The sequence below is a fragment of the Streptomyces monashensis genome, assembly GCF_001866665.1.
GTDB classification, from domain to species: domain Bacteria; phylum Actinomycetota; class Actinomycetes; order Streptomycetales; family Streptomycetaceae; genus Streptomyces; species Streptomyces monashensis.
Window position 1 is genome coordinate 216,379 of the sequence record NZ_MLYO01000024.1, and the last position, 17,937, is coordinate 234,315.

Annotated in this window: 17 protein-coding genes and 3 pseudogenes; 8 read left to right on the plus strand and 12 right to left on the minus strand. The window is 68.6% G+C overall.

Annotation, left to right across the window (positions count from 1 at the left end; genetic code table 11):
• Positions 1-41 precede the first annotated feature (41 nt).
• From BIV23_RS14685 to BIV23_RS14695, 3 genes are read right to left on the minus strand one after another with little or no spacing between them, the layout of a single operon-like run.
• A complete protein-coding gene (locus BIV23_RS14685; RefSeq protein WP_071381257.1) occupies positions 42-1,097 on the minus strand; it encodes a FecCD family ABC transporter permease in 1,056 nt (351 codons plus the stop codon).
• Positions 1,094-2,098 carry a FecCD family ABC transporter permease gene (locus BIV23_RS14690; protein WP_071381258.1) on the minus strand — a complete coding sequence of 335 codons (1,005 nt, stop codon included), beginning with the start codon at positions 2,096-2,098 and terminating at the stop codon, positions 1,094-1,096. The genes BIV23_RS14685 and BIV23_RS14690 overlap by 4 nt, the downstream gene beginning before the upstream one ends.
• Positions 2,099-3,160 carry an ABC transporter substrate-binding protein gene (locus BIV23_RS14695; RefSeq protein ID WP_071381259.1) on the minus strand — a complete coding sequence of 354 codons (1,062 nt, stop codon included), beginning with the start codon at positions 3,158-3,160 and terminating at the stop codon, positions 2,099-2,101.
• 188 nt (positions 3,161-3,348) lie between these two features.
• Here BIV23_RS14695 and BIV23_RS14700 point away from each other — a divergent pair, with 188 nt between their 5' ends.
• The gene (locus BIV23_RS14700; RefSeq protein WP_071381260.1) at positions 3,349-4,527 is read left to right on the plus strand and encodes an alpha/beta hydrolase family protein; all 1,179 of its coding nucleotides are present in this window, start codon (positions 3,349-3,351) and stop codon (positions 4,525-4,527) included.
• 7 nt (positions 4,528-4,534) lie between these two features.
• Here the strand turns inward: BIV23_RS14700 and BIV23_RS14705 are convergent, their stop codons facing one another.
• Positions 4,535-6,955, minus strand: coding sequence for a SpoIIE family protein phosphatase (locus tag BIV23_RS14705; protein ID WP_245790522.1), 2,421 nt, complete (start codon positions 6,953-6,955; stop codon positions 4,535-4,537).
• A 110-nt stretch (positions 6,956-7,065) separates the two neighbouring features.
• Positions 7,066-7,362: a hypothetical protein gene (locus BIV23_RS14710; protein WP_071381262.1), complete on the minus strand. Its 297-nt coding sequence runs from the start codon at positions 7,360-7,362 to the stop codon at positions 7,066-7,068.
• A gap of 26 nt (positions 7,363-7,388) precedes the next feature.
• Between BIV23_RS14710 and BIV23_RS46220 the strand changes: the two genes are divergently transcribed.
• The 6 genes from BIV23_RS46220 (at position 7,389) to BIV23_RS49605 (ending at position 11,802) form a co-directional block, all read left to right on the plus strand.
• Positions 7,389-8,144, plus strand: coding sequence for a S8 family serine peptidase (locus BIV23_RS46220; protein ID WP_342746365.1), 756 nt, complete (start codon positions 7,389-7,391; stop codon positions 8,142-8,144).
• 1 nt (position 8,145) lies between these two features.
• Entirely contained in the window at positions 8,146-8,586 is a 441-nt protein-coding gene (locus BIV23_RS14715) for a hypothetical protein (RefSeq protein WP_071381263.1), read from the plus strand.
• Positions 8,587-8,589: 3 nt separating this feature from the next.
• Positions 8,590-9,372 (plus strand): hypothetical protein, encoded by a 783-nt coding sequence (locus BIV23_RS14720; protein ID WP_071381264.1) that lies wholly within the window; start codon positions 8,590-8,592, stop codon positions 9,370-9,372.
• A 56-nt stretch (positions 9,373-9,428) separates the two neighbouring features.
• A complete protein-coding gene (locus tag BIV23_RS49600) occupies positions 9,429-9,827 on the plus strand; it encodes a hypothetical protein (RefSeq protein WP_143079083.1) in 399 nt (132 codons plus the stop codon).
• Positions 9,828-9,832: 5 nt separating this feature from the next.
• Entirely contained in the window at positions 9,833-10,027 is a 195-nt protein-coding gene (locus tag BIV23_RS14725; protein WP_071381265.1) for a hypothetical protein, read from the plus strand.
• Between the two features lie 1,331 nt (positions 10,028-11,358).
• A complete protein-coding gene (locus BIV23_RS49605) occupies positions 11,359-11,802 on the plus strand; it encodes a hypothetical protein (RefSeq protein WP_143079084.1) in 444 nt (147 codons plus the stop codon).
• A 225-nt stretch (positions 11,803-12,027) separates the two neighbouring features.
• On the opposite strand, the pseudogene BIV23_RS46225 reads toward BIV23_RS49605, so the two are convergent.
• Positions 12,028-12,619, minus strand: a pseudogene (locus tag BIV23_RS46225) (DUF4291 domain-containing protein).
• A gap of 124 nt (positions 12,620-12,743) precedes the next feature.
• Positions 12,744-12,869 (minus strand): annotated as a pseudogene (locus tag BIV23_RS53925) (peptide-methionine (S)-S-oxide reductase MsrA); the annotation flags it as partial.
• Between the two features lie 232 nt (positions 12,870-13,101).
• On the opposite strand from BIV23_RS53925, the gene BIV23_RS14730 reads away from it, so the two are divergent.
• Positions 13,102-14,085 (plus strand): HNH endonuclease, encoded by a 984-nt coding sequence (locus tag BIV23_RS14730; RefSeq protein WP_071381266.1) that lies wholly within the window; start codon positions 13,102-13,104, stop codon positions 14,083-14,085.
• A gap of 401 nt (positions 14,086-14,486) precedes the next feature.
• On the opposite strand, the pseudogene BIV23_RS51785 reads toward BIV23_RS14730, so the two are convergent.
• The 5 genes and pseudogenes from BIV23_RS51785 to msrA form a co-directional block, all read right to left on the minus strand.
• A pseudogene (locus tag BIV23_RS51785) lies at positions 14,487-14,561 on the minus strand (DUF4291 domain-containing protein); the annotation flags it as partial.
• Positions 14,562-14,666: 105 nt separating this feature from the next.
• A complete protein-coding gene (locus tag BIV23_RS14735; protein ID WP_071381267.1) occupies positions 14,667-15,197 on the minus strand; it encodes an SMI1/KNR4 family protein in 531 nt (176 codons plus the stop codon).
• 6 nt (positions 15,198-15,203) lie between these two features.
• Positions 15,204-16,454 (minus strand): DNA/RNA non-specific endonuclease, encoded by a 1,251-nt coding sequence (locus BIV23_RS14740; RefSeq protein WP_071381268.1) that lies wholly within the window; start codon positions 16,452-16,454, stop codon positions 15,204-15,206.
• Positions 16,451-16,804, minus strand: a complete 354-nt coding sequence (locus BIV23_RS14745) for a hypothetical protein (RefSeq protein ID WP_071381269.1) — start codon at positions 16,802-16,804, stop codon at positions 16,451-16,453. Before BIV23_RS14745 ends, BIV23_RS14740 begins: the two co-directional genes overlap by 4 nt.
• Positions 16,805-17,193: 389 nt before the next feature.
• Positions 17,194-17,907: a peptide-methionine (S)-S-oxide reductase MsrA gene (gene msrA / locus BIV23_RS14750; protein WP_071381270.1), complete on the minus strand. Its 714-nt coding sequence runs from the start codon at positions 17,905-17,907 to the stop codon at positions 17,194-17,196.
• Positions 17,908-17,937: the final 30 nt, after the last annotated feature.

The following is a 17,937-nucleotide window of genomic DNA, read 5'->3' on the forward strand; positions in this document are numbered from 1 at the left end:
GCCGGGCGGGTGGGTTCCGCCGCGGGCGTGCGGGGCGGCCGTCAGGCCGTCGCGGTCCGGCCGCGGCGGCCCAGCAGCCACAGCAGGTACGGTCCGCCGACCAGCGCGGTCAGCGCGCCGACCGGCACCTCCAGCGGCGTCAGCACGGTGCGCGCGGCCAGGTCGGCGGCGACCAGCACCACCGCGCCCGTCAGCGCCGAGCACAGCAGCGGCAGGTGCGGGGTGCGGGTGAGGCGGCGGGCCAGCTGGGGTGCGGTGAGCGCGACGAACCCGATGGGTCCGGCCGCGCCGGTCGCCGCGGCGGCGAGGACGACACCGAGCACGGTCAGCCCGAGCCGCGTCCGGTCCACGCGCACCCCGAGCCCGGCCGCCGTCTCGTCCCCGAGCGCCAGCGGCCGGGCCGCCCATCCGGCCCACACCAGCCCGGGCAGGCACCCGGCCATGACGACGGCCAGGGGTACGGCCTGCTGCCGGCCCCGCCCGTTCAGGGAGCCGGTGAGCCACAGCTTGACCTGCTCGGCCGCGTCCAGCTGGGCGTCCGCGAGATACAGCTGGACGACCGCCGACAGCGCGAGACCGATCCCGACGCCGGTGAGCACGAACCGGCCCGCCTGCATGCCGTGCCGCCAGGCCAGGACGTGGACGAGTGCGGCGGCCGCGAGTCCGCCCGCGACGGACACGGCGGGCAGGGCGCTCGGGGAGCCGGCCGCCCCGGTGGCGAGCGCGAGCACGGTCGCGGCCGCGGCGCCGTGCCCGACACCGATCACATCCGGGCTGGCCAGCGGATTCCGGGTCACCGTCTGCACCAGCGCGCCCGCGCAGCCGAGCGCGGCCCCGACGAGCGCCCCGAGCACGATGCGGGGCGCCCGCAGCTCCGTGACGACCAGGTCGTAGGGGGTGCCGCCGTGGCGCAGGGCACGCCAGACCTCGGCCGGCGGGACGAAGGTCTGCCCGGCACAGGCCGAGGCGACCATGATCCCGGCGAGGAGCACGAGCAGGAGGAGCGCGGTGCGGGCGGACCTGCGGCGCAGGACGACGGTGTGCCGGCGCAACCGGAGTGTCGCCGTCGCCCCACGGGTACGCGTGGCGGCTTTCACGTCACGGCTCCCTTCCGCCGCACCAGCACCACCAGCACCGGTACCCCCAGCAACGCCGTCATCACCCCGGCCGGCACCTCCGCGGGCGCCCGCACCACCCGCCCCGCCACATCCGCGCCCAGCAGCAGCGCCGCCCCCAGCGGCGCGGACAACGGCAGCACCACCCGGTACCCCGCCCCGCGCACCACCCGCCGCACGGCATGCGGCACCGCGAGCCCCACGAACGCGATCGGCCCCGCCGCGGCCACCGCCGAGGCGACGAGCAGCGTCGCCCCGAGCGCCGCCGAGGCCCGCACCAGGTGCACCCGGTGCCCCAGTCCCCGCGCGGTCTCGTCGCCGAGGGCCAGCGCGTCCAGCCCCCGCGCGCACGCCAGCACCAGCACACCCCCGGCCACGAGGAACGGCAGCATCCGTACGACGGTCCCCGCGTCGCGTCCGCCGAGCGTGCCGACCTGCCAGAACCGGAACTGGTCCAGCGTCGCCGAACTCGACGTCAGCACCACGGCCGTGGCACCGGCGGCCATGGCCGACAGCGCCGTACCGGCGAGCGCCAGCTTCACCGGCGTGGCACCGCCGCGCCCGCGCGACGCGATGCCGTACACCAGGCACGCGGCGACGACAGCCCCGGCGAAGGCGTACCAGACGGTCCCCGTGAAGCCGTACCCGGCGCCGAAGGCGAGCGCGAACACCACGCCCGCCGCCGCGCCCTGGCTCAGCCCGAGCACGCCGGGGTCGGCGAGCGGGTTGCGGGTGACGGCCTGCAGCGCCGCCCCGGCCAGCCCGAGCGCGGCCCCCGCGGTGAGCCCGACCAGGGTGCGCGGCAGCCGCAGCGAGCGTACGACGAGCGCGTCCGGCGAACTCCCGCCGTGCAGCAGGGCGTCGAGCACGGTGTGCGGCGCCACCGGCCGTGTGCCGACGGCGAGGCTGAGCAGGACGGCGAGGGCCAGCAGTGCGGCGGCGGCCGGCCAGGCGAGCAGCCGGCCGAGCAGAGAGGGGCGCACTTATCGCAGGTGCTCGGAGAGCTGTCGTACGACGAGACGGGCGGCGGTGGGACCGGCGTTGAGGTACCACGGGTCGTCGTCCACCCGCACCGCGTGCCCGGCCCGGACGGCCTTCATCGACGTCCACAGCGGCCCGGCCAGCGTGCTGCCCGCGTCCGTCTTCGCCGGGTCGCCCTGCACGGAGTAGAAGATCCAGTCGCCGTCGGCGGAGTCGATCCGCTCGGCGCTGATGTCCTGTGAAATCGCCTTGAACCGCTGGGACTTGGGCCGGTCGAGCCCCATGTCGACGGCGAGGGACCCGGTGAAGGAGGAGACGCCGAACATCCGGGTGCGGCCGGGGGTGAACCGGAGCATGGACACGGTGGTGGAGCCGTCGACCGCCTTGCCGCTGTCCGCCGCGTCCTGCGCGACGCCGTCGAGGAGCCGCCGGGCCTGCTCGCCCTTGCCGACGGCGTCGCCGACGAGCAGCAGGTCCCGCTTCCAGTTGATGCCGTTGCCCGCGGTGACGACGGTGGGGGCGATCTTCGACAGCTTGGGGTAGAGGTCGCCGAGGGAGTCGTTGACCAGGATCAGATCGGGTCTGGCGGCGGCCAGGGACTCCAGGTTGGGAGCCTGCCGGGTGCCCGCGTCGGTCATCGCGGCGAGCTTCTCCCTGTCCCGCGGGAAGGCGTCGGCGAGGTAGCCCGGGACGAGCCCGGCGTTGTCGGCGCGGGTGGCCGCCGTCGGGACGACTCCGAGGGAGAGCAGGTCGTCGAGCTGTCCGGTGCTGAGCACGGCGATCCGCCGCGGCGCAGACGCGATCGTCGTACGCCCCTCGACATGCGTCACGGTGCGCGGGAAGACGCCGTCGGTATCGGTGTCGGACCCCATGCCGGGGGCGAGCGCGCTGGGCGCGGCGGAGGGGCCGGTACCGGCTCCGATGACGCTGTTGCGCCCGCTGCCGTCCCCCTTCCCGGAACCGCCCCCGGCCCCGGCCCCGGCCCCGGCGCCCGAGCCGCAGCCGGCCAGCAGACCCCCGACGACGGACACGGCCAGGACGGCCGTCAACCTGAACGCACGCACGACTCGCACTCCCGATGAGCTACTAAGGTGAGGCTCACCTTACCTCTCGGTAAGCGGTCTCCGCCCCCAGGGGATGTCCCGTACGTCTCCCGTAGGTTCGACGCGATGCGCCTCCATCTCTGAGGGGACGTCAAAGTCCGTCTCCGTACGGACGTTCACGCCGAGGTCCCCGGCCTACGGTCACCACCATGTCCAGAACCCGTCGCACAGCCGCTGCTGTCGTGCTAGCCCTCGTCCTGCCGCTGCCCGTCCTCGCGGCGGCCCCGGCCTCCGCCTCTCCCTCGGCGCATCGCGCCGCCGCACCCGCCGCCACCGCCGTCGCGCCCGCCGAACTGCCCGCCCCCACCGGGCCGTACGCCGTCGGCCGGGACATCCTGCACCTCGTCGACGCGCACCGCCCGGACCCGTGGGTCCCCTCGGCGGGACCCCGGCAGCTCATGGTGTCGATGTACTACCCCGCCCGGCCCGGCACCGGAGGCCCCGCGCCCTACATGACCACCGAGGCCGCCCGGCTGATGATCCAGACGAAGATCCCGGGCAGCACGGTCCCGCCCGAGACGGTCAGCCGGACCCGCACCTGGTCGCACACCGACGCGATCCCGCTGCACGGCAGACACCCCCTGATCCTGCTGTCCCCCGGCTTCACCATGCCCCGCACGGAACTCACCAGCCTCGCCGAGGACCTGGCCGGCCGGGGGTACGTCGTCGCCCTGGTCGACCACACCTACGAGAACTCCGGCACCACGTTCCCCGACGGGCAGACCCTCACCTGCACCGTCTGCGACAACCCCGACGCGTACCCGCCCGACGCCATCGAGAACAACCGGGCGAAGGACCTCTCCTTCGTCGTCGACGCGCTGACCGGCCACCGCCACCCGGCCTGGCGCCTCGCCCACATGATCGACGGCAGGCGGATCGGCGTGGCGGGGCACTCCCTCGGCGGCGCCTCCGCCGTCCCCACCATGGCCCACGACAAACGCGTCCTGGCCGGGATCGACCTCGACGGCACCATGTTCACGCCCGTCCCCGACGACGGTCTGGGCGGCCGCCCGTTCATGATGATCGGCCACCCCACGGGCACCGACGAGGACCCCACCTGGACGGACGCCTGGGGCCGGCTGAGGGGCTGGAAACGCTGGCTGACCGTCGCCGGCTCCAACCACGGCAGCTTCACCGACGTCCCCGTCCTCGCACGGGAACTCGGCGTCCCCGAACCCCCGGGCACCACGCTCACCCCCCAGCGCGCCGTCCAGCTCACCCGCACCTACGTCGCCGCCTTCTTCGACCTCCACCTACGGCACATCCCGCAGCCCGTCCTGAACGGACCCACCCCGGCCTGGCCGGAGGTCGGCTTCCACGCACCGTGAACGACGTTCAGGCACGCGGCAGCGGCTGCTCCGTCCAGACGGTCTTGCCCTCGTGGCTGTAACGGGTGCCCCACCGCTCCGTGAGCTGCGCGACCAGGAAGAGTCCGCGTCCGCCCTCGTCCGTGCTCAGGGCCCGCCGGAGGTGGGGAGAGGTGTGGCTGGTGTCGGACACCTCGCAGATCAGGCAGTGCGTACGAATGAGGCGCAGGGTCACGGGGCCGGCCGCGTACCGGTAGGCGTTGGTGACGAGCTCACTGGCGACCAGCTCGGTGGTGAAGGCCAGTTCGGCCAGCCCCCACTCGGTCAGTTTCGCCGTGGCCAGCTCCCGGGCACGGGCGGCGGCGGTCGCTTCCCGAGGCAGCTGCCACGAGGCGACGTCCTGGGGCGGCAGCACCCGGGTGCGGGCGATGAGCAGCGCGATGTCGTCGAGGGGGAGGTGGTCCTTGGGCAGCAGCGCCTCGACCACGGTGCGGCAGGTGTGGTCCAGGGGCTCTGTGGCGTGGGTGAGGCATGCGCGCAGGTTCTCCAGCGCGGCGTCGACGTCGCCGTCGCGCGCTTCCAGGAGGCCGTTGGTGTAGAGCGCGAGCAGGCTGCCCTCGGGCAGGTGCAGGTCGTACGTCTCGAAGGGCAGTCCGCCCAGGCCCAGCGGCGGACCCGCGGGCAGGTCGAGCACGGTCACCTCGCCGTCCGGGGTGGCCACCACCGGTGCCGGGTGGCCGGCGCGGGCCAGGGAGCAGTGCCGCGACACCGGATCGTAGGTGGCGTACAGGCAGGTGGCCCCCAGCACCTGGTCGATCGCCGACGGGTCGCCGTCGGCGTTCGCCTCCCGTTCGGCCGCCAGCAGACTGACCAGGTCGTCCAGCCGCGCCACCACCTCGTCCGGTTCCAGGTCCAGGCTGGCCAGGGTGCGCGCGGCGGCGCGCAGCCGGCCCATCGAGGCCGCGGCGTGGATCCCGTGGCCGACCATGTCGCCCACGACGAGGGCGACCCGGGCCCCCGACAACGGGATCACGTCGAACCAGTCGCCGCCGATGCCCGGTTCACCGCTGGCCGGGAGGTACCGGCAGGCCACCTCCACGGCCGGCAGGTCGGACGCCGCGCTCGGCAGCAGACTGCGCTGCAGCGTCAGAGCGGCGCTCTGCTGCTGGGTGAAGCGGCGGGCGTTGTCGATGCAGACGGCCGCACGCGAGGTGAGCTCCTGGGCCACCGCGGCATCGTCGTCCTCGAACGGCTCCGAACTGCGCGACCGCCACAGGCTCACCACGCCCAGGACCAGACCGCGCGCGAGCAGGGGTACCGCGATCAGTGAATGAACTCCCAGGCCCAGGGCGATCTCGACGCGCCGCCGGTCCATGGCGTACCACTCGGGGCGCAGGGACAGCAGCCCCTCCAGAATCGGGCGGCGCTCGGCCAGGCACCGCGCCTGCGGAGACTCCGGAAGCAGCGGGACCACGTCGCCCTCCCGGAACGGCAGGCGGTGTTCCGTCGGCGAGAAGGCGGTCCGGAGCAGCGGACCCGCCATACCGGCAACAGGTTCGTCACCCAGTGTCACGGGCTTGAGGAGGTCCACCGAGCAGTAGTCGGCCAGGCCGTCGACGGCGACCTCGGCCAGCTCCCGGGCGGTCTGGGCCACGTCCAGGGAGGTTCCGATCCGGGCGCTCGCCTCGTTCAGCAGGGCGAGCCGGCGCCGCGCCCGGTGGCGGTCGGTCACGTCCTCGATCGTCTCGGCCACGCCGAGAACCCGGCCCGAGGGGTCTTCCATCCGGAACGCCGAGACCGACACGATCCGTTCCCGGCCGGGATCGTGGCGCGTCCGGGCGGACTGTTCCGTGAAGATCAGCGGCTCGCCGGTCTCCAGGACGTGCCGGACCCGCTCGTCCGCCGGACCCGCGTCCTCGTCGACCATGAACGCGCGGGGACGGTGGCCCACCGGGGCCTCGGCCGGGACACCGCTCGCCTTCGCGACCGCGCGGTTGACCCGGATCACCCTCCTGTCCGGGTCGTAGGTGACCAGGCCGATCGGCGACCGGCGGTACAAGCCGTCCAACAGCGCGCGGTCCCGCTGCCAGGCGATGACCTCCGCGGCGGGAGCGCCGACCAGCAGCCACTCCCGGCCGCCCTCCTCCCGGGTGACCGTGCGGGCCCGGAAACCCATCTCCAGACGGCGTCCGTCGCGGCACCGGACGGGCAGGACGCCGAACCACCCTTCCGCCTTCATGGCGTCCGCGACGACGGACCGCACGACAGGCAGGTCACGGGCGTCGACCAGGAGCTCCTGCCAGGCCCTTCCGATCACGTCCTCGGGCGGGTATCCGAGCAGTTCCTGTGCGCGGGTGCTCCAGCCGACCACGACGCCCCGGTCGTCGAGCACGGCCGAGGCACCGCGACCGAGGGCGAAGGGATCCTCCGGGCTCTCGCTGAAATGCATGGACGGCGTCCCCATAGCCACCACCTTGCCTCCATGCCTCCGATGTTCCTCCCGGTGGCCCGGGCCCGCGACTCCCGTGTCCCCCGGCGGCTCGGGCCCGGCGCGGCTGCTCAACGGCCGAGCGGGACCGTTGCGGCGTAGGCGACGAGGTTCGCGAAACGCAGCCACAGGAGCAGATCACCGTTCAGGGGCGCCCGGCCCGGACGGACGAGGCGCTCGATTCCGCTGATCGTCTCGGCCAGGGCGTCCCGGGCCGGCGCGTCCACGTGACCGAGGTTCGTGAGGTACGAGGTGGCGCAGTCGTCGAGCCGGGCGCGCAGGTCGGTCAGTTGCCGCCCCCGGTCGTCGCGGCAGAGGCTCTCGTCCGGGAAGGGGGAACGCCGGAACGCCGTGTGGCGGTTCGCCACGGCGGCGACGAGTCCGAGCCGAGAGGGTGCCGTCCGGCTGGGCCAGCGAGGTCCTGGCCCGTGCGCCTCGTCGGCGCCGCCTGGGGTCCGCCGGCCGGCCGCCTTCTCCGCGTGGCGCCGGGCGGCGAAGGCGCCGACCTCGTCGAGCCGGACCGCCCGGCTGGCTTCCAGCGTCCGAACACGGCTCCCAAGTGGACATGGTGGCGCCGGGCGAGGACATCATCTCCGCCTGCCTCGAAAGCAAGAGCGGCGTCTGCGACTCGCACGGTACCAGCGACGCCAGCGCCCTCGCCTCCGCCTCCGCCGCTCTGATCTGGTCCAAGCACCCGAACTGGACCAACAACCAGGTCCTGCGGGTCATGCTCAACACCGCCAGCAAGCCAACGAGCGGCAAGGAGCGCACCGATTACATCGGCTACGGCGCCGTCCGCCCCCGTATCGCACTGACCAATCCCGGTGACCCCGGTCCGGCCGGAATGTACCCACTGCCCGACTTCAAACAAGCGGCGTTCCAGGGACCCGACGAGGCTGGAGCCGCATCGACGAAGCACCAGAATGCGGCGTCGGGTATGGGGTCCGGATCTGCCGGAGGCACCTCAACGACAACTTGGGCTCTCGCTGGCGCCGGGGGCGTCGTTCTCACTGGCGCGGTAGTTGCCACAGGGGCGATACGCAGGCGACGACGCGTTGCAGCGGCTGCCCACACGCCAGCGCCTGTGCCGCCAGGTCCTGGACAGACGGCCTGGCCTCATAGAGACCGTGACTTTGGAGGAAGGCCCTGAGATGGCGTGGGACGAGTGGGAACAGCTGAAGGCCGACGCGCTGGCCCGCAGGCAGGAAGGCATGCGGCTGGACAGTGCTGCCGACGCAGACAGCGGAGGTGGTACCGGAGCTGCGCCGGACCTGAAGATGAACCACGCGGGCAACAAGGCCGCGGTCAAGGCGCTGCGTGAGGAAATTCGGCCTGACACGGACAAGGCCGGCAGCCACGCCGACGACTCCTCGTCCACAGCGGCCCGGAAGTTCAGTGGTTGGGCCACCGGATCCGCCCTCAAGGCCGCCCACGCGGAGTGGGAACTGCAGGTCAAGAATCTGAAAGGGCGTCTGGGAGACGACCAGACCGCCCTGGAGAAGACCCACCAGGACTTCCGATATACCGACATCGGCGTCAGGAGTCGGATAGCGCAGATAAACATGGGATCCAATCTCGGAGAGGAGGGCTAGGAGATGGGAGCGGGCAATCCCACCTATCAGGACGTAGTCACAATCGACCTCGGTGTGCTAATCACGGCTGCCAAGGACTGGGACGACATGGCCCACACCTTCGACGACCTGGGACGCCTCTACGGGACAAAGGTGGAATCCATAGCGAACGACGGCTCCTGGGCTGGCGTCAGCCGCGGTGTCGCTTATACGCGGTTCACTGGCACACGTAAACAGTTCACCGATGCTCACACGGAAGCCCACGCAATCGCCTCCCTTCTCCGGAGCGCCCACGAGCGCTTCGCCCAGCTGATCGGCCACGTGAAAAACCTGGTCGAGCAGGCAGTGAAGGACGAGATGACTGTCAACGGCAGCGGCGAAGCGGTCTATGACTTCAGGAAAATCACTCCGTTGCGCCACGACCCGGACTACCCGAAGTACGTGACGCAGGCGAAAGACGCCGAGGCCGCCTGGACCAAGAAGATCAAGGATGCCGTGCGGGCGGTCGACGACGAAGACCAGGTCGTGAGTCGCGCACTTCGCGAAGCAGCAGGCGTCGGCGGCTTCCTCGAGCAGATGTTGGAAAACCTGGGGCAGGGTCAAGACTTCAACGGGGCGGCAGTCGGCGACCTAACCACATATGAGAAGGAAGTCAAGAAGGAGGAAGCGGAGCAGAGGGCAGAAGCCGAGCGGAAGAAGAAGCACGACGGAACCGTGAAGGCTATATGTCATGGCATCGTCAAGGACTTTCGATCTTTAACGGGGAGCCCGGTCCTGATCTGGGCAGTAAGTTCGTTGGAACGCTGATCGATGGCGTCGCCGGCGCCACCGGCTACAACAAAACGCAGGGAATCACCATCGGTGTGGGTGCCGGCTGGGGAGGCGGAGGAATCGGATACTCGATCACATTGGCGGAGACACAAACGCCAGATGGGAAAACCCAGATCGGGATCCTGACGTCGAAGTCCGTACATTCCGCTGGTGCCGATTTCGGCCTTTCCGCAACGGCCGGTAAATTCTACAGTAACGCCGATGACATTGGTCAGCTCGAAGGCAAGGGCTTGGATAAGGGCGGATCCGCCAAGTTCGGTCTCGGCCTGTACGGGAACCATCAGACGGAGGTCGGAACCACCAACTCGAAGGGTGAAGGAGTCAACGTCATCGAGTATGGCCTAGGGGCCGGTCTGGGCGCCGAGATTGGTGGCGGGTACAGTGACGCCAAGTCGCGCTGGCAAACAGAAATCGGATCGGACAAGAAGTGAATGGCTTGGACCCGGGACCGCTGCTCTTCTTCGTCTTCGGCTGGTTCTTCGCACTGAACATCAAAGGGATCACAGACCGGACATATCGACAAGCATCCCGTTTCGTACCGATGATCGGCGGCTCGGTCACGCTTCGGATCATGGGCTGGATCTGGATCTTTGTGGGCGGCACGCTGCTCGCTTTGGACTTCTTGGGTTGAGTCGATCTCTGGAACGGCGCATCCCTGTCCCTCGGATGCAGGTGCGTGCCCGCTCTCTGTCCCGCTGAGAAAGTGCTCCCTATCGGGACGAGGTCACCAACAAGCTCGGCACGTTGGTGACAGCTGATCTGGGGGCCTTACAGATCCAATCAGACCGCTCTCGCCCGCACGCCCACGAGCCCTCCTCCCATCAGGAGAGGGGCTCGGGGGCAGAACAGTTACGCAAGCTGCAGGCTCCTCAGACTCACTCCACCTCGGAAACGATGCACCGGGTAGCTTGTAGGGCCCGGCAACGGCGTCCGCGGGGACGCTGGCGGCGCGGGCGGGCGGGAGGCCGAAGCGCCGGCCGCAGCCAACGCCGCAGCCACCTCCTCCTCGCTCACCCCCGTCAGCGCCTCAACCACCCGATCGAGTGCCTCGCCCACCTCAGTGCGCGTGACCACTCGCCGCCGGCGTCGGACCTGCGTTCTTGACCGTCAGAGGGAGCAACTTCTTGCCGGTCGGGCCGATTTGTATGGCCGTATCCATCTGCGGGCAGGTCGCCACCCACATGCGCCCCGGGCCTGCTGCAGGGTTTGGTGACAGGTTGACCTGCCCCACCTCTCAAGTTCCAGTTCTGGTGGCCAACTTCGGTCAGGTGCAACGGTTCGACTGCTCTGCTCGAACGACCGGGCATGATCCTCTGCTCCTGTATCCTGACGGCCTGACTGGTCCGCTTCTGGGAGACATGCAGACGCTGGGCAGTGCGCCCGAAGTCCTGTTCCTCGGCCAACGCGAGAGTTCTCGATGCTCCTCAGCTCCAGGCACACCTCCCGGCGATCCGTGATAGCGGACAGCTTGTCGATCCATGCGAGCCTTGACCTTGATCACTAACTGTCATGCGGCCGAGGTGGGCTGGTCGATCGGCAAGCCGGTGACATCGCTCCAGGTGCGGGCCATGACGGACACCGGCGGCTTCACCAGGCACGAACATCTCGATGCCGGGAAAGGACTTGGGGCGACGCGCAGCGCCATGCGTGGGCCTGGGGCTGTCCGGCGGATCAGGCCGGACTCGGTCGGCCGCACGCGATCGGTGCCGCTGAGCGGGGCCGGTGCGTCGAGAGGCAAGGCGGGGAATGGCGTCAACGCGGAGCGTTGGCAACCTACGACAACCCCGCAGGTCGGCGTAGCGGACCCCGCGACCCTGACAAGATTCGCCGGACAGCCCCTAGCCGTGACGCCGGCTTGAGCGCGGCTACGACTCCGGCGTTTCGACCCCCGCAGCATCAAGCGATCTTGCTCGCACAGACAAGCACTGTTTATCAAGCTCACCAAAGGGAAGGCGATTCAAGTTGACCATCAAGAATCTCGGGCGTATTCGGCACCGTGCCGCCGCGATCACAGTGACGGGCTTGGGTGTCGCTGCCACGGTGCTTTTTTCGTCGGGGGCTGCGCAGGCTGCGACCCTGACGGAGCAGGCGTGGACCTCGACTAACAAATGCCTGGCTAACCTCTACAACATCAACGGAAACTACATCGGCGAAACCAACAGCAATTACTACGCCCAGGCGGGTGTCTACCAAAGCACGCGCGATTCTGGTTACGGTTGTGAAGGCTGGCTGCAGCGGTCGACCGACGGCGGTGCAACCTGGAGCACGATATCCGGCAAAACCTTTACCACCGGCCCTGGAGACCAAGAGTTCACCGGCTGGTACTACGATGGCCCGGGCTACAAGGCCAGGGCTTGCGCGTGGGATGCCGACACGGGCATCACAGCCTGCACAAAAGCCTTCTAGTTCGTTGTGGGGCGGAGTTCCTGGAAGTGGAAAACCGCCCCATCTCGCCTGCGCTCATTGTGCGCGGACTACCCCTCGGTGACGTCCGGTGCCGGACCGATGCCCGTCGGGCAGGACGCTCCCCAGTTCGTCTCGAACGGGTCACTTAGCTTGACCCCCGTCCCTGCGAGCCTGTGCTGTCATGTGACCCATGGGCCGGAGCCGGCTCACGGGTGGACCGGCCCCTCACGCGTGCAGGTGGCCGAGGGCTTCGTCTTCGCCGGGGTAGGGGCGTTCTCGGGGCAGCAGCCGGGTGGCGGAGGCCAGATCGCCGCTGTTGACCAGCGTGGATTTCGTGGGCGAGTGGGGTCATGTCGCGGATGGAGACTGTCCACTCGTCCGCGTAGCGTCGTGCGGCCTCATCGAAGAGGCCGAGTTGCAGGGACCGGTACGGCCGGGGTTCCAGGTGCAGATCCCGCTCGGGGTCCCACTGCACGCGGGTGGGCGCGCGTTTCAACTGACGCTGCCATGCGGCCCGGTTCGGGTGAACCTCGCGAACGTAACTCGACAGGCACGCGTGTCGCAGCGCCCACTCGAAGCCGTCACGGCTGATCTCGACCGCGAGAACGGTCTCCTGTCCTTCCTTGGCGCCCCAGCCGCATCGGTACATCATCCACAGGAAGGACGGCTTGATCCACGTCATCCTGTCGCGCTTCCATGCGGCGGGGAAACGGCCCTCCTGGACGGCGGGCAGGCCGATTTCCGGGGCGTACGCCTGGTAGACGGTGATCGTGGAGTCCGTGTAGTCCGCGCGGATCTCGCGTTGGGGTTGTGCCATGGCATACAGCGTGGAGCCAGCCGGTACAGGCGGCCACCGATTTTCGACTGCCGCTCACTGCGACGCAGAGCGCCCGCCGTGGCACCATGCACGACACCCGCTTCAGCGGCTACCGCGCTACCGGCTAATCGTCCGTGACGTCCGGCGCCTGAGCGACGCCCGTCGGGCAGGAAGCCCCCCAGTTCGTCTCGAACGGGGCACTTAGCTTGACCCCTGTCCCGCCGAGCCCGCAGTACCCGCCCGGGTTTTTTGGTCTCCGAAAGGTACTGCTGGTGGAAATACTCCATGGTCAAGGGCCGGCTTGGTCGGGATTGAGGGCGAAGACTTCGGCTCGACCAGCCAGGTGACGAGCTTGGCTCGGTGGTAATCCACCGCCGCGTACCAGCTCGGCGACGGCGCAGCGTTCGTCATCCAGTCGCGCTTGGGGCCGGGGTCGGTTCGTTGCCGCTCCGTCACGGCCAGCCACCTGAGACACTGTCGGCGTGGCCATCTTGGATCGGGATCGAAAGATCCTCTGGGCGCGTGCGCACAACTCGTGCGCCTACTGCAGGCGATCGCTGGTGGAGGATGCCACTGAGGGTGATAGGGAGTCGGTTGTAGGGGACGAGGCCCACATCGTCGCTCAGTCGGGTAAGGGGCCACGCGCCGGGCTGATCCCGGACGGCGAAGTCGATCGGTACGAGAACCTCATGCTTCTCTGCAAGGTCCACCACAAGCTCATAGATGATCAGCCGGGCACGTACACAGTGGAGCGCTTGCGTGAGATGAAGCGCGCCCATGAGCAGTGGGCCGAGCAGAAGCTCAGAGAGCTGGACCATTCTGTTGATCTCGATGGCGTCCCCCCGGAGGTCTTCGACCATGTTCCCAAGACCACTGAGGAGATCAACTACGTCATAGGGAACCGGCCGTACTCCTGGGAGTACCTCATGTACGCGGGTCTGCTCCAGGTCGGGCTACTCGACGCGAAGCGGAGGGCGGAGGGGCATCGATCGCTGGGTTTGGAGTTCCGCGACAAACAGGCGGCTCTGAGACATGTCTCGGTTCTCCTGGACGAGCTCACCGTCATCGTTCAACAGGTGATGGACTGCTTTGACCCTTTGGTCTTGTCGAAGGCGTTGGGTGAGCCGGGAAGGCCTGGCGAGTTCAGATTGATCGGTGACCTTGCACGTAGGTTGGTCGCAGCCTATGAGGAGTTCGCAGCCTGGTCGGCCTCGGTGGGGAACGCCGTAGTTCCTCGACAGGCCCGACGGGCATTTGCAGCCCTTGTACACATGGCGGATAGGCCCATGCAGGACGTTGAAACCTACGTTCAACGACTAGTTGCCCAGTTGAACGGTGCGATGGAGCGAGTCTCTCAAGGAAGCACCGAGCCTGTGGTGCTGACAATCATCTGTGAGATCAACGCGGATCGGAACGTAGCTGATGAGGTCACGAGGGAGGTGCAGCGAGCTTACCGAAGGTGGTGATGCAGCGGTCGCCGAAACATCAGCGGGCCGAAGAAGGCCTCTGCCGTCGGACTTGGATCCCCAACGGGCAGGCGACACTCGTCCTCCCTGGGCCCGGGAAACCCGTTTGGGCCCCTTAATGTCAGAAAGACGGCATAGTCGAAGACCGGGTACCGGTGGTCACATTCGCTGAGGCGTTGCGCGGAGCCCCAGGACATGCAGAGGGCCATTACAAAAAGGTTCGTGAGCGCGGCTTGACATGGATCAAGCCATCGTTCCTGTGGATGAAGAGATCCACGCGTTCGCCGGGACTCCGCGGCCCAACTGCTGCCCCAGGAGCGGTAGTGCCCTGGAATCGACGAACTGGCAGTCCACCAGCACAGGGTGGGGGTGCACGTCAAGCGGTCATCCACCGCTCGCGACAGGAATAGCGGCTTGATCCACGTCATCCTGTCGCGCTTCCACGCGGCAGGGAAACGGCCCTCCTGGAAGGCGGGCGGTGTGCCTGGAGCATCGCGTGTTCTGCACGCGAGGTTGTGTAGATGGGCGACGCCGAGTATCGCCTGGTGGACGCCTTCTGAGAAGTTTGGCCGCCAGACGGATCAGATGTACGGATTGCGCTCGTAAGAGGGTGACTCGTCGGGAAAGTCGTCCGGGAAGACGTCGCTGATGAAGTCTCGTCGCAGGACCTGCAAAAGGTAGCTCTCTACGGGGCCTTCGAACAGGTCGTACTCGCGCCCGCGGCCGATCACGGTGAGCACCGCCCATTTGTCGAAGTCCCGGTGAGGGATCAGGAAGCACATGTCCGCGTTGTCGGTTCCGCCCCAGCACACCAGCTGGGACGGGTCCGATCCGCGCTGCGTCAGCAGCTCCTCGATGTGCGGACGAGTTGTGGCCATGGTCTTCCTGGCCCGGTGGGTCTGGGTGAGGAGATCGACGTTCGCATTGTCGGCCCCCGCTCGGTAGACGCGAAGGAAGTCATCGAACTTCGCACCACCGAACACGTCCAGGAACCGGATGAAGGCAGAGGGGAACGTCACGCCCAGCGCAGCCTCGACACGCTCCCAGTCGTTGGGGACCAGGCCGGCTTGGCCAGTTGCCGGAAGGGCAGCCAGAAGATCCAGGTCAGTCATGTCTGCCTACTTGTTGATGATGGTCTGGTCGATGTCGAGGCCCCCGCCCTTGGCGGTGATCCGCACGCCTGAGGGTATGAGGTCGGTCGGATTCCTGTAGACAGGTGTCGCCGCGTACTCCACGTCATGGCCCGCATCGACAACCTTATAGATCTGCTCTTCGAGCTTCTCCATGACCTCGTTGTTCGCAGTCTTGTACATGATCACGATGTTCTCAGGTGCTGCACCGTCACCGCCCAAGGCCCTTGCCAGGAGGTGCCCCCGTGTATGGTCGGCGGCGTCCCCGAGCCAGCCCGGCGGTTTGACTCGCCGACTGGCTTTGGTCCCTGTGTTGAGCATCGACTTGGTGATCGTGGTCTTGACGCCCTGGGCCCGCCCCAGGGAATCGAGTGGCTCACAGTACGGCGGTGGCTGGCGTGCCGCTCCGTAGCCGCCTTGCCCCGACCTGAGCGCCACGCCCAGGTCATCTGTGCTGGCGGTCAACCCACCGGGCAGCGCCACTCGCGGCGCCAAACCCGGTACCCGTACACCGCCCAACAGTTCTGTCCATCCGCCAGCGTTGCCCGCGGCACGGATCGCTGAACCCGCTCCTCCGAGGAAGCCACCGGCCAGGGCACCATACTCCCCGGCGTCGCGGGCCTCGTCGATGTTGAGCCCGCCCTTCTGCTCGCCGAGCGCGATGGACATGGGCTGGGTCACGGCGAGGTTCACGGCGACGGACTCGACGCCGGCGAACGCCGCGGTCGCCAAGGTCGTACTGGCGATGGCCGCGATCTCCTCCGACACCGCGACGCCCAGGCTGGCGGCGAGGTCCGCGACACCGGCAGCCACCGCCGCAGCGGCGTCCGCGGAAAGACTGAAGGTGACGACCGAGAGGACCCCGCCGACCACGAGCGTGGCCCCGGCGATCTCCAGCTCGTGCTCCAGCTTCTTCTTCACCCCGTGGATATAGTCCGCGTACGCGTCCAGCGACTTGGCCATGTCGCGCGCCGCGTCGGCGAGGTCCTTCAGCCAGCCGCGCTTGTCGTAGTAGTAGCGGCGCCAGAACGGGTCCGCGAAGGCGGAGATCGCCTCGCCCTTGTTGTGCTCGATGATGGTGCGGGCCGCCTTGTTGGCGGCAGAGGTGACATCGTCTACGTCGTCGGCGAAGTCCCGCCACGTCTTCGCGGCATGCCGCAGCCCGCCCTCGTCGGCAGCCGGCCACCACATGCCGGTCATGTCCTGGACGATCTTGCGGGCCTTGTCGGCGACGCTCACTGATGCGCGCCCTTACCGCCGTGGTCGGCGTGGATCCGGCTGAACATGCTGCGGATCAGCTCTTCGTTGTCGATGTGGCCGTCCGCCATGTCGACCATGGCCTCACGAATGCTGGCCAGACCGTCGACCAGGATCTGGGTGGCGCGCTCGATCTGTGGGACGTGCGGGCCGTACGCCTTGTGGAACTCCTGGCCCTTGTCGTCGTCACCCCACGGCGCCCCGGCCGCCTCCAACCCGTGCTTCAGCTTGGTCAGAGCATGCGCAAGAGCAACGCTTTCATGGTCGAAGTGAGGCGCTGTCGCCTTGAGGTCGGCAATCTTGATGTCGAGTATCTTGCCGTCGTCGCCCATGACTTGACGTCCTCCCTATCCGTTAACTGCACGGACGTTCGACCCTAACCGCTGATCACTACTTCGCGACTGCCTGATCACAAAGGGTGAGTAAAGGCCCTGTCCGCTGATCGTGAGCTCTCTCATAATCCATGGGCATGACGCTGGTGAGGCAGCCCTGCCGGTGACAACGGCTAACTGATTCCATCTCGCCTTTGACGGCGCCGCCGGGGGCTGCCCGGCCGCTCTAAGCCTGCTCGCCGCAACTGCCTCTTCTGCTGGTCCGTGTCGTTCTTCAACCCGGAAAGAGGTTACGAGCGCGGCTTGATCACTGATTTTCGACTGCCGTTCGCTGCGACGGAGAGTGCCGACCGCAGCACCATGCACGACACCCGCTTCAGCGCTACCGGCTACTCGTCCGTGACGCCCGGCGCCTGAGCGACGCCCGTCGGGCAGGAAGCCCCCCAGTTCGTCTCGAACGGGGTACTTAGCCTGACCCCGGTCCCGCCGAGCCCGCAGTAGCCGGCCGGGTTCTTGGCCAGGTACTGCTGGTGGTACGCCTCCGCCGGGTAGAAGGGGCGGCCTTTGGAGGGGAGGAGTTCCGTGGTGATCGTGCCGTGGCCGGAGGAGGAGAGAACCGTCTGGTAGGCGGTGCGGGAGGCTTCGGCGGTGGTGGCCTGCTCGGGGGTGTGGGTGTAGATCGCCGAGCGGTACTGCGTGCCCACGTCGTTGCCCTGGCGGAAGCCCTGGGTCGGGTTGTGGGACTCCCAGAACGTCTTCAGCAGACGCTCGTAGGACACCGCCTTCGGGTCGTAGACCACGCGGACCACCTCCGTGTGGCCGGTCAGGCCCGAGCAGACCTCCTCGTAGGTGGGGTACTCGGTGTAGCCGCCCTGATAGCCCACCAGCGTCGTGTACACGCCCGCCGGGAGCTGCCAGAACCTGCGCTCGGCACCCCAGAAGCAGCCCATCCCGAAGTCGGCGACCTCCAGGTCCTCGGGGTAGGGACCGAGGAGCGGGGTGCCGAGGACGGTGTGGCGGTCGGGGACCGCGTAGGGGAGTGAGGGGCGGCCCGTGAGTGCCTGCTCGGGGGTGGGCAGCTGGGGGATGCGGCCGAAGAGCATGGGGTCTCCCTGTCGGTCGGGGCGGGGCCG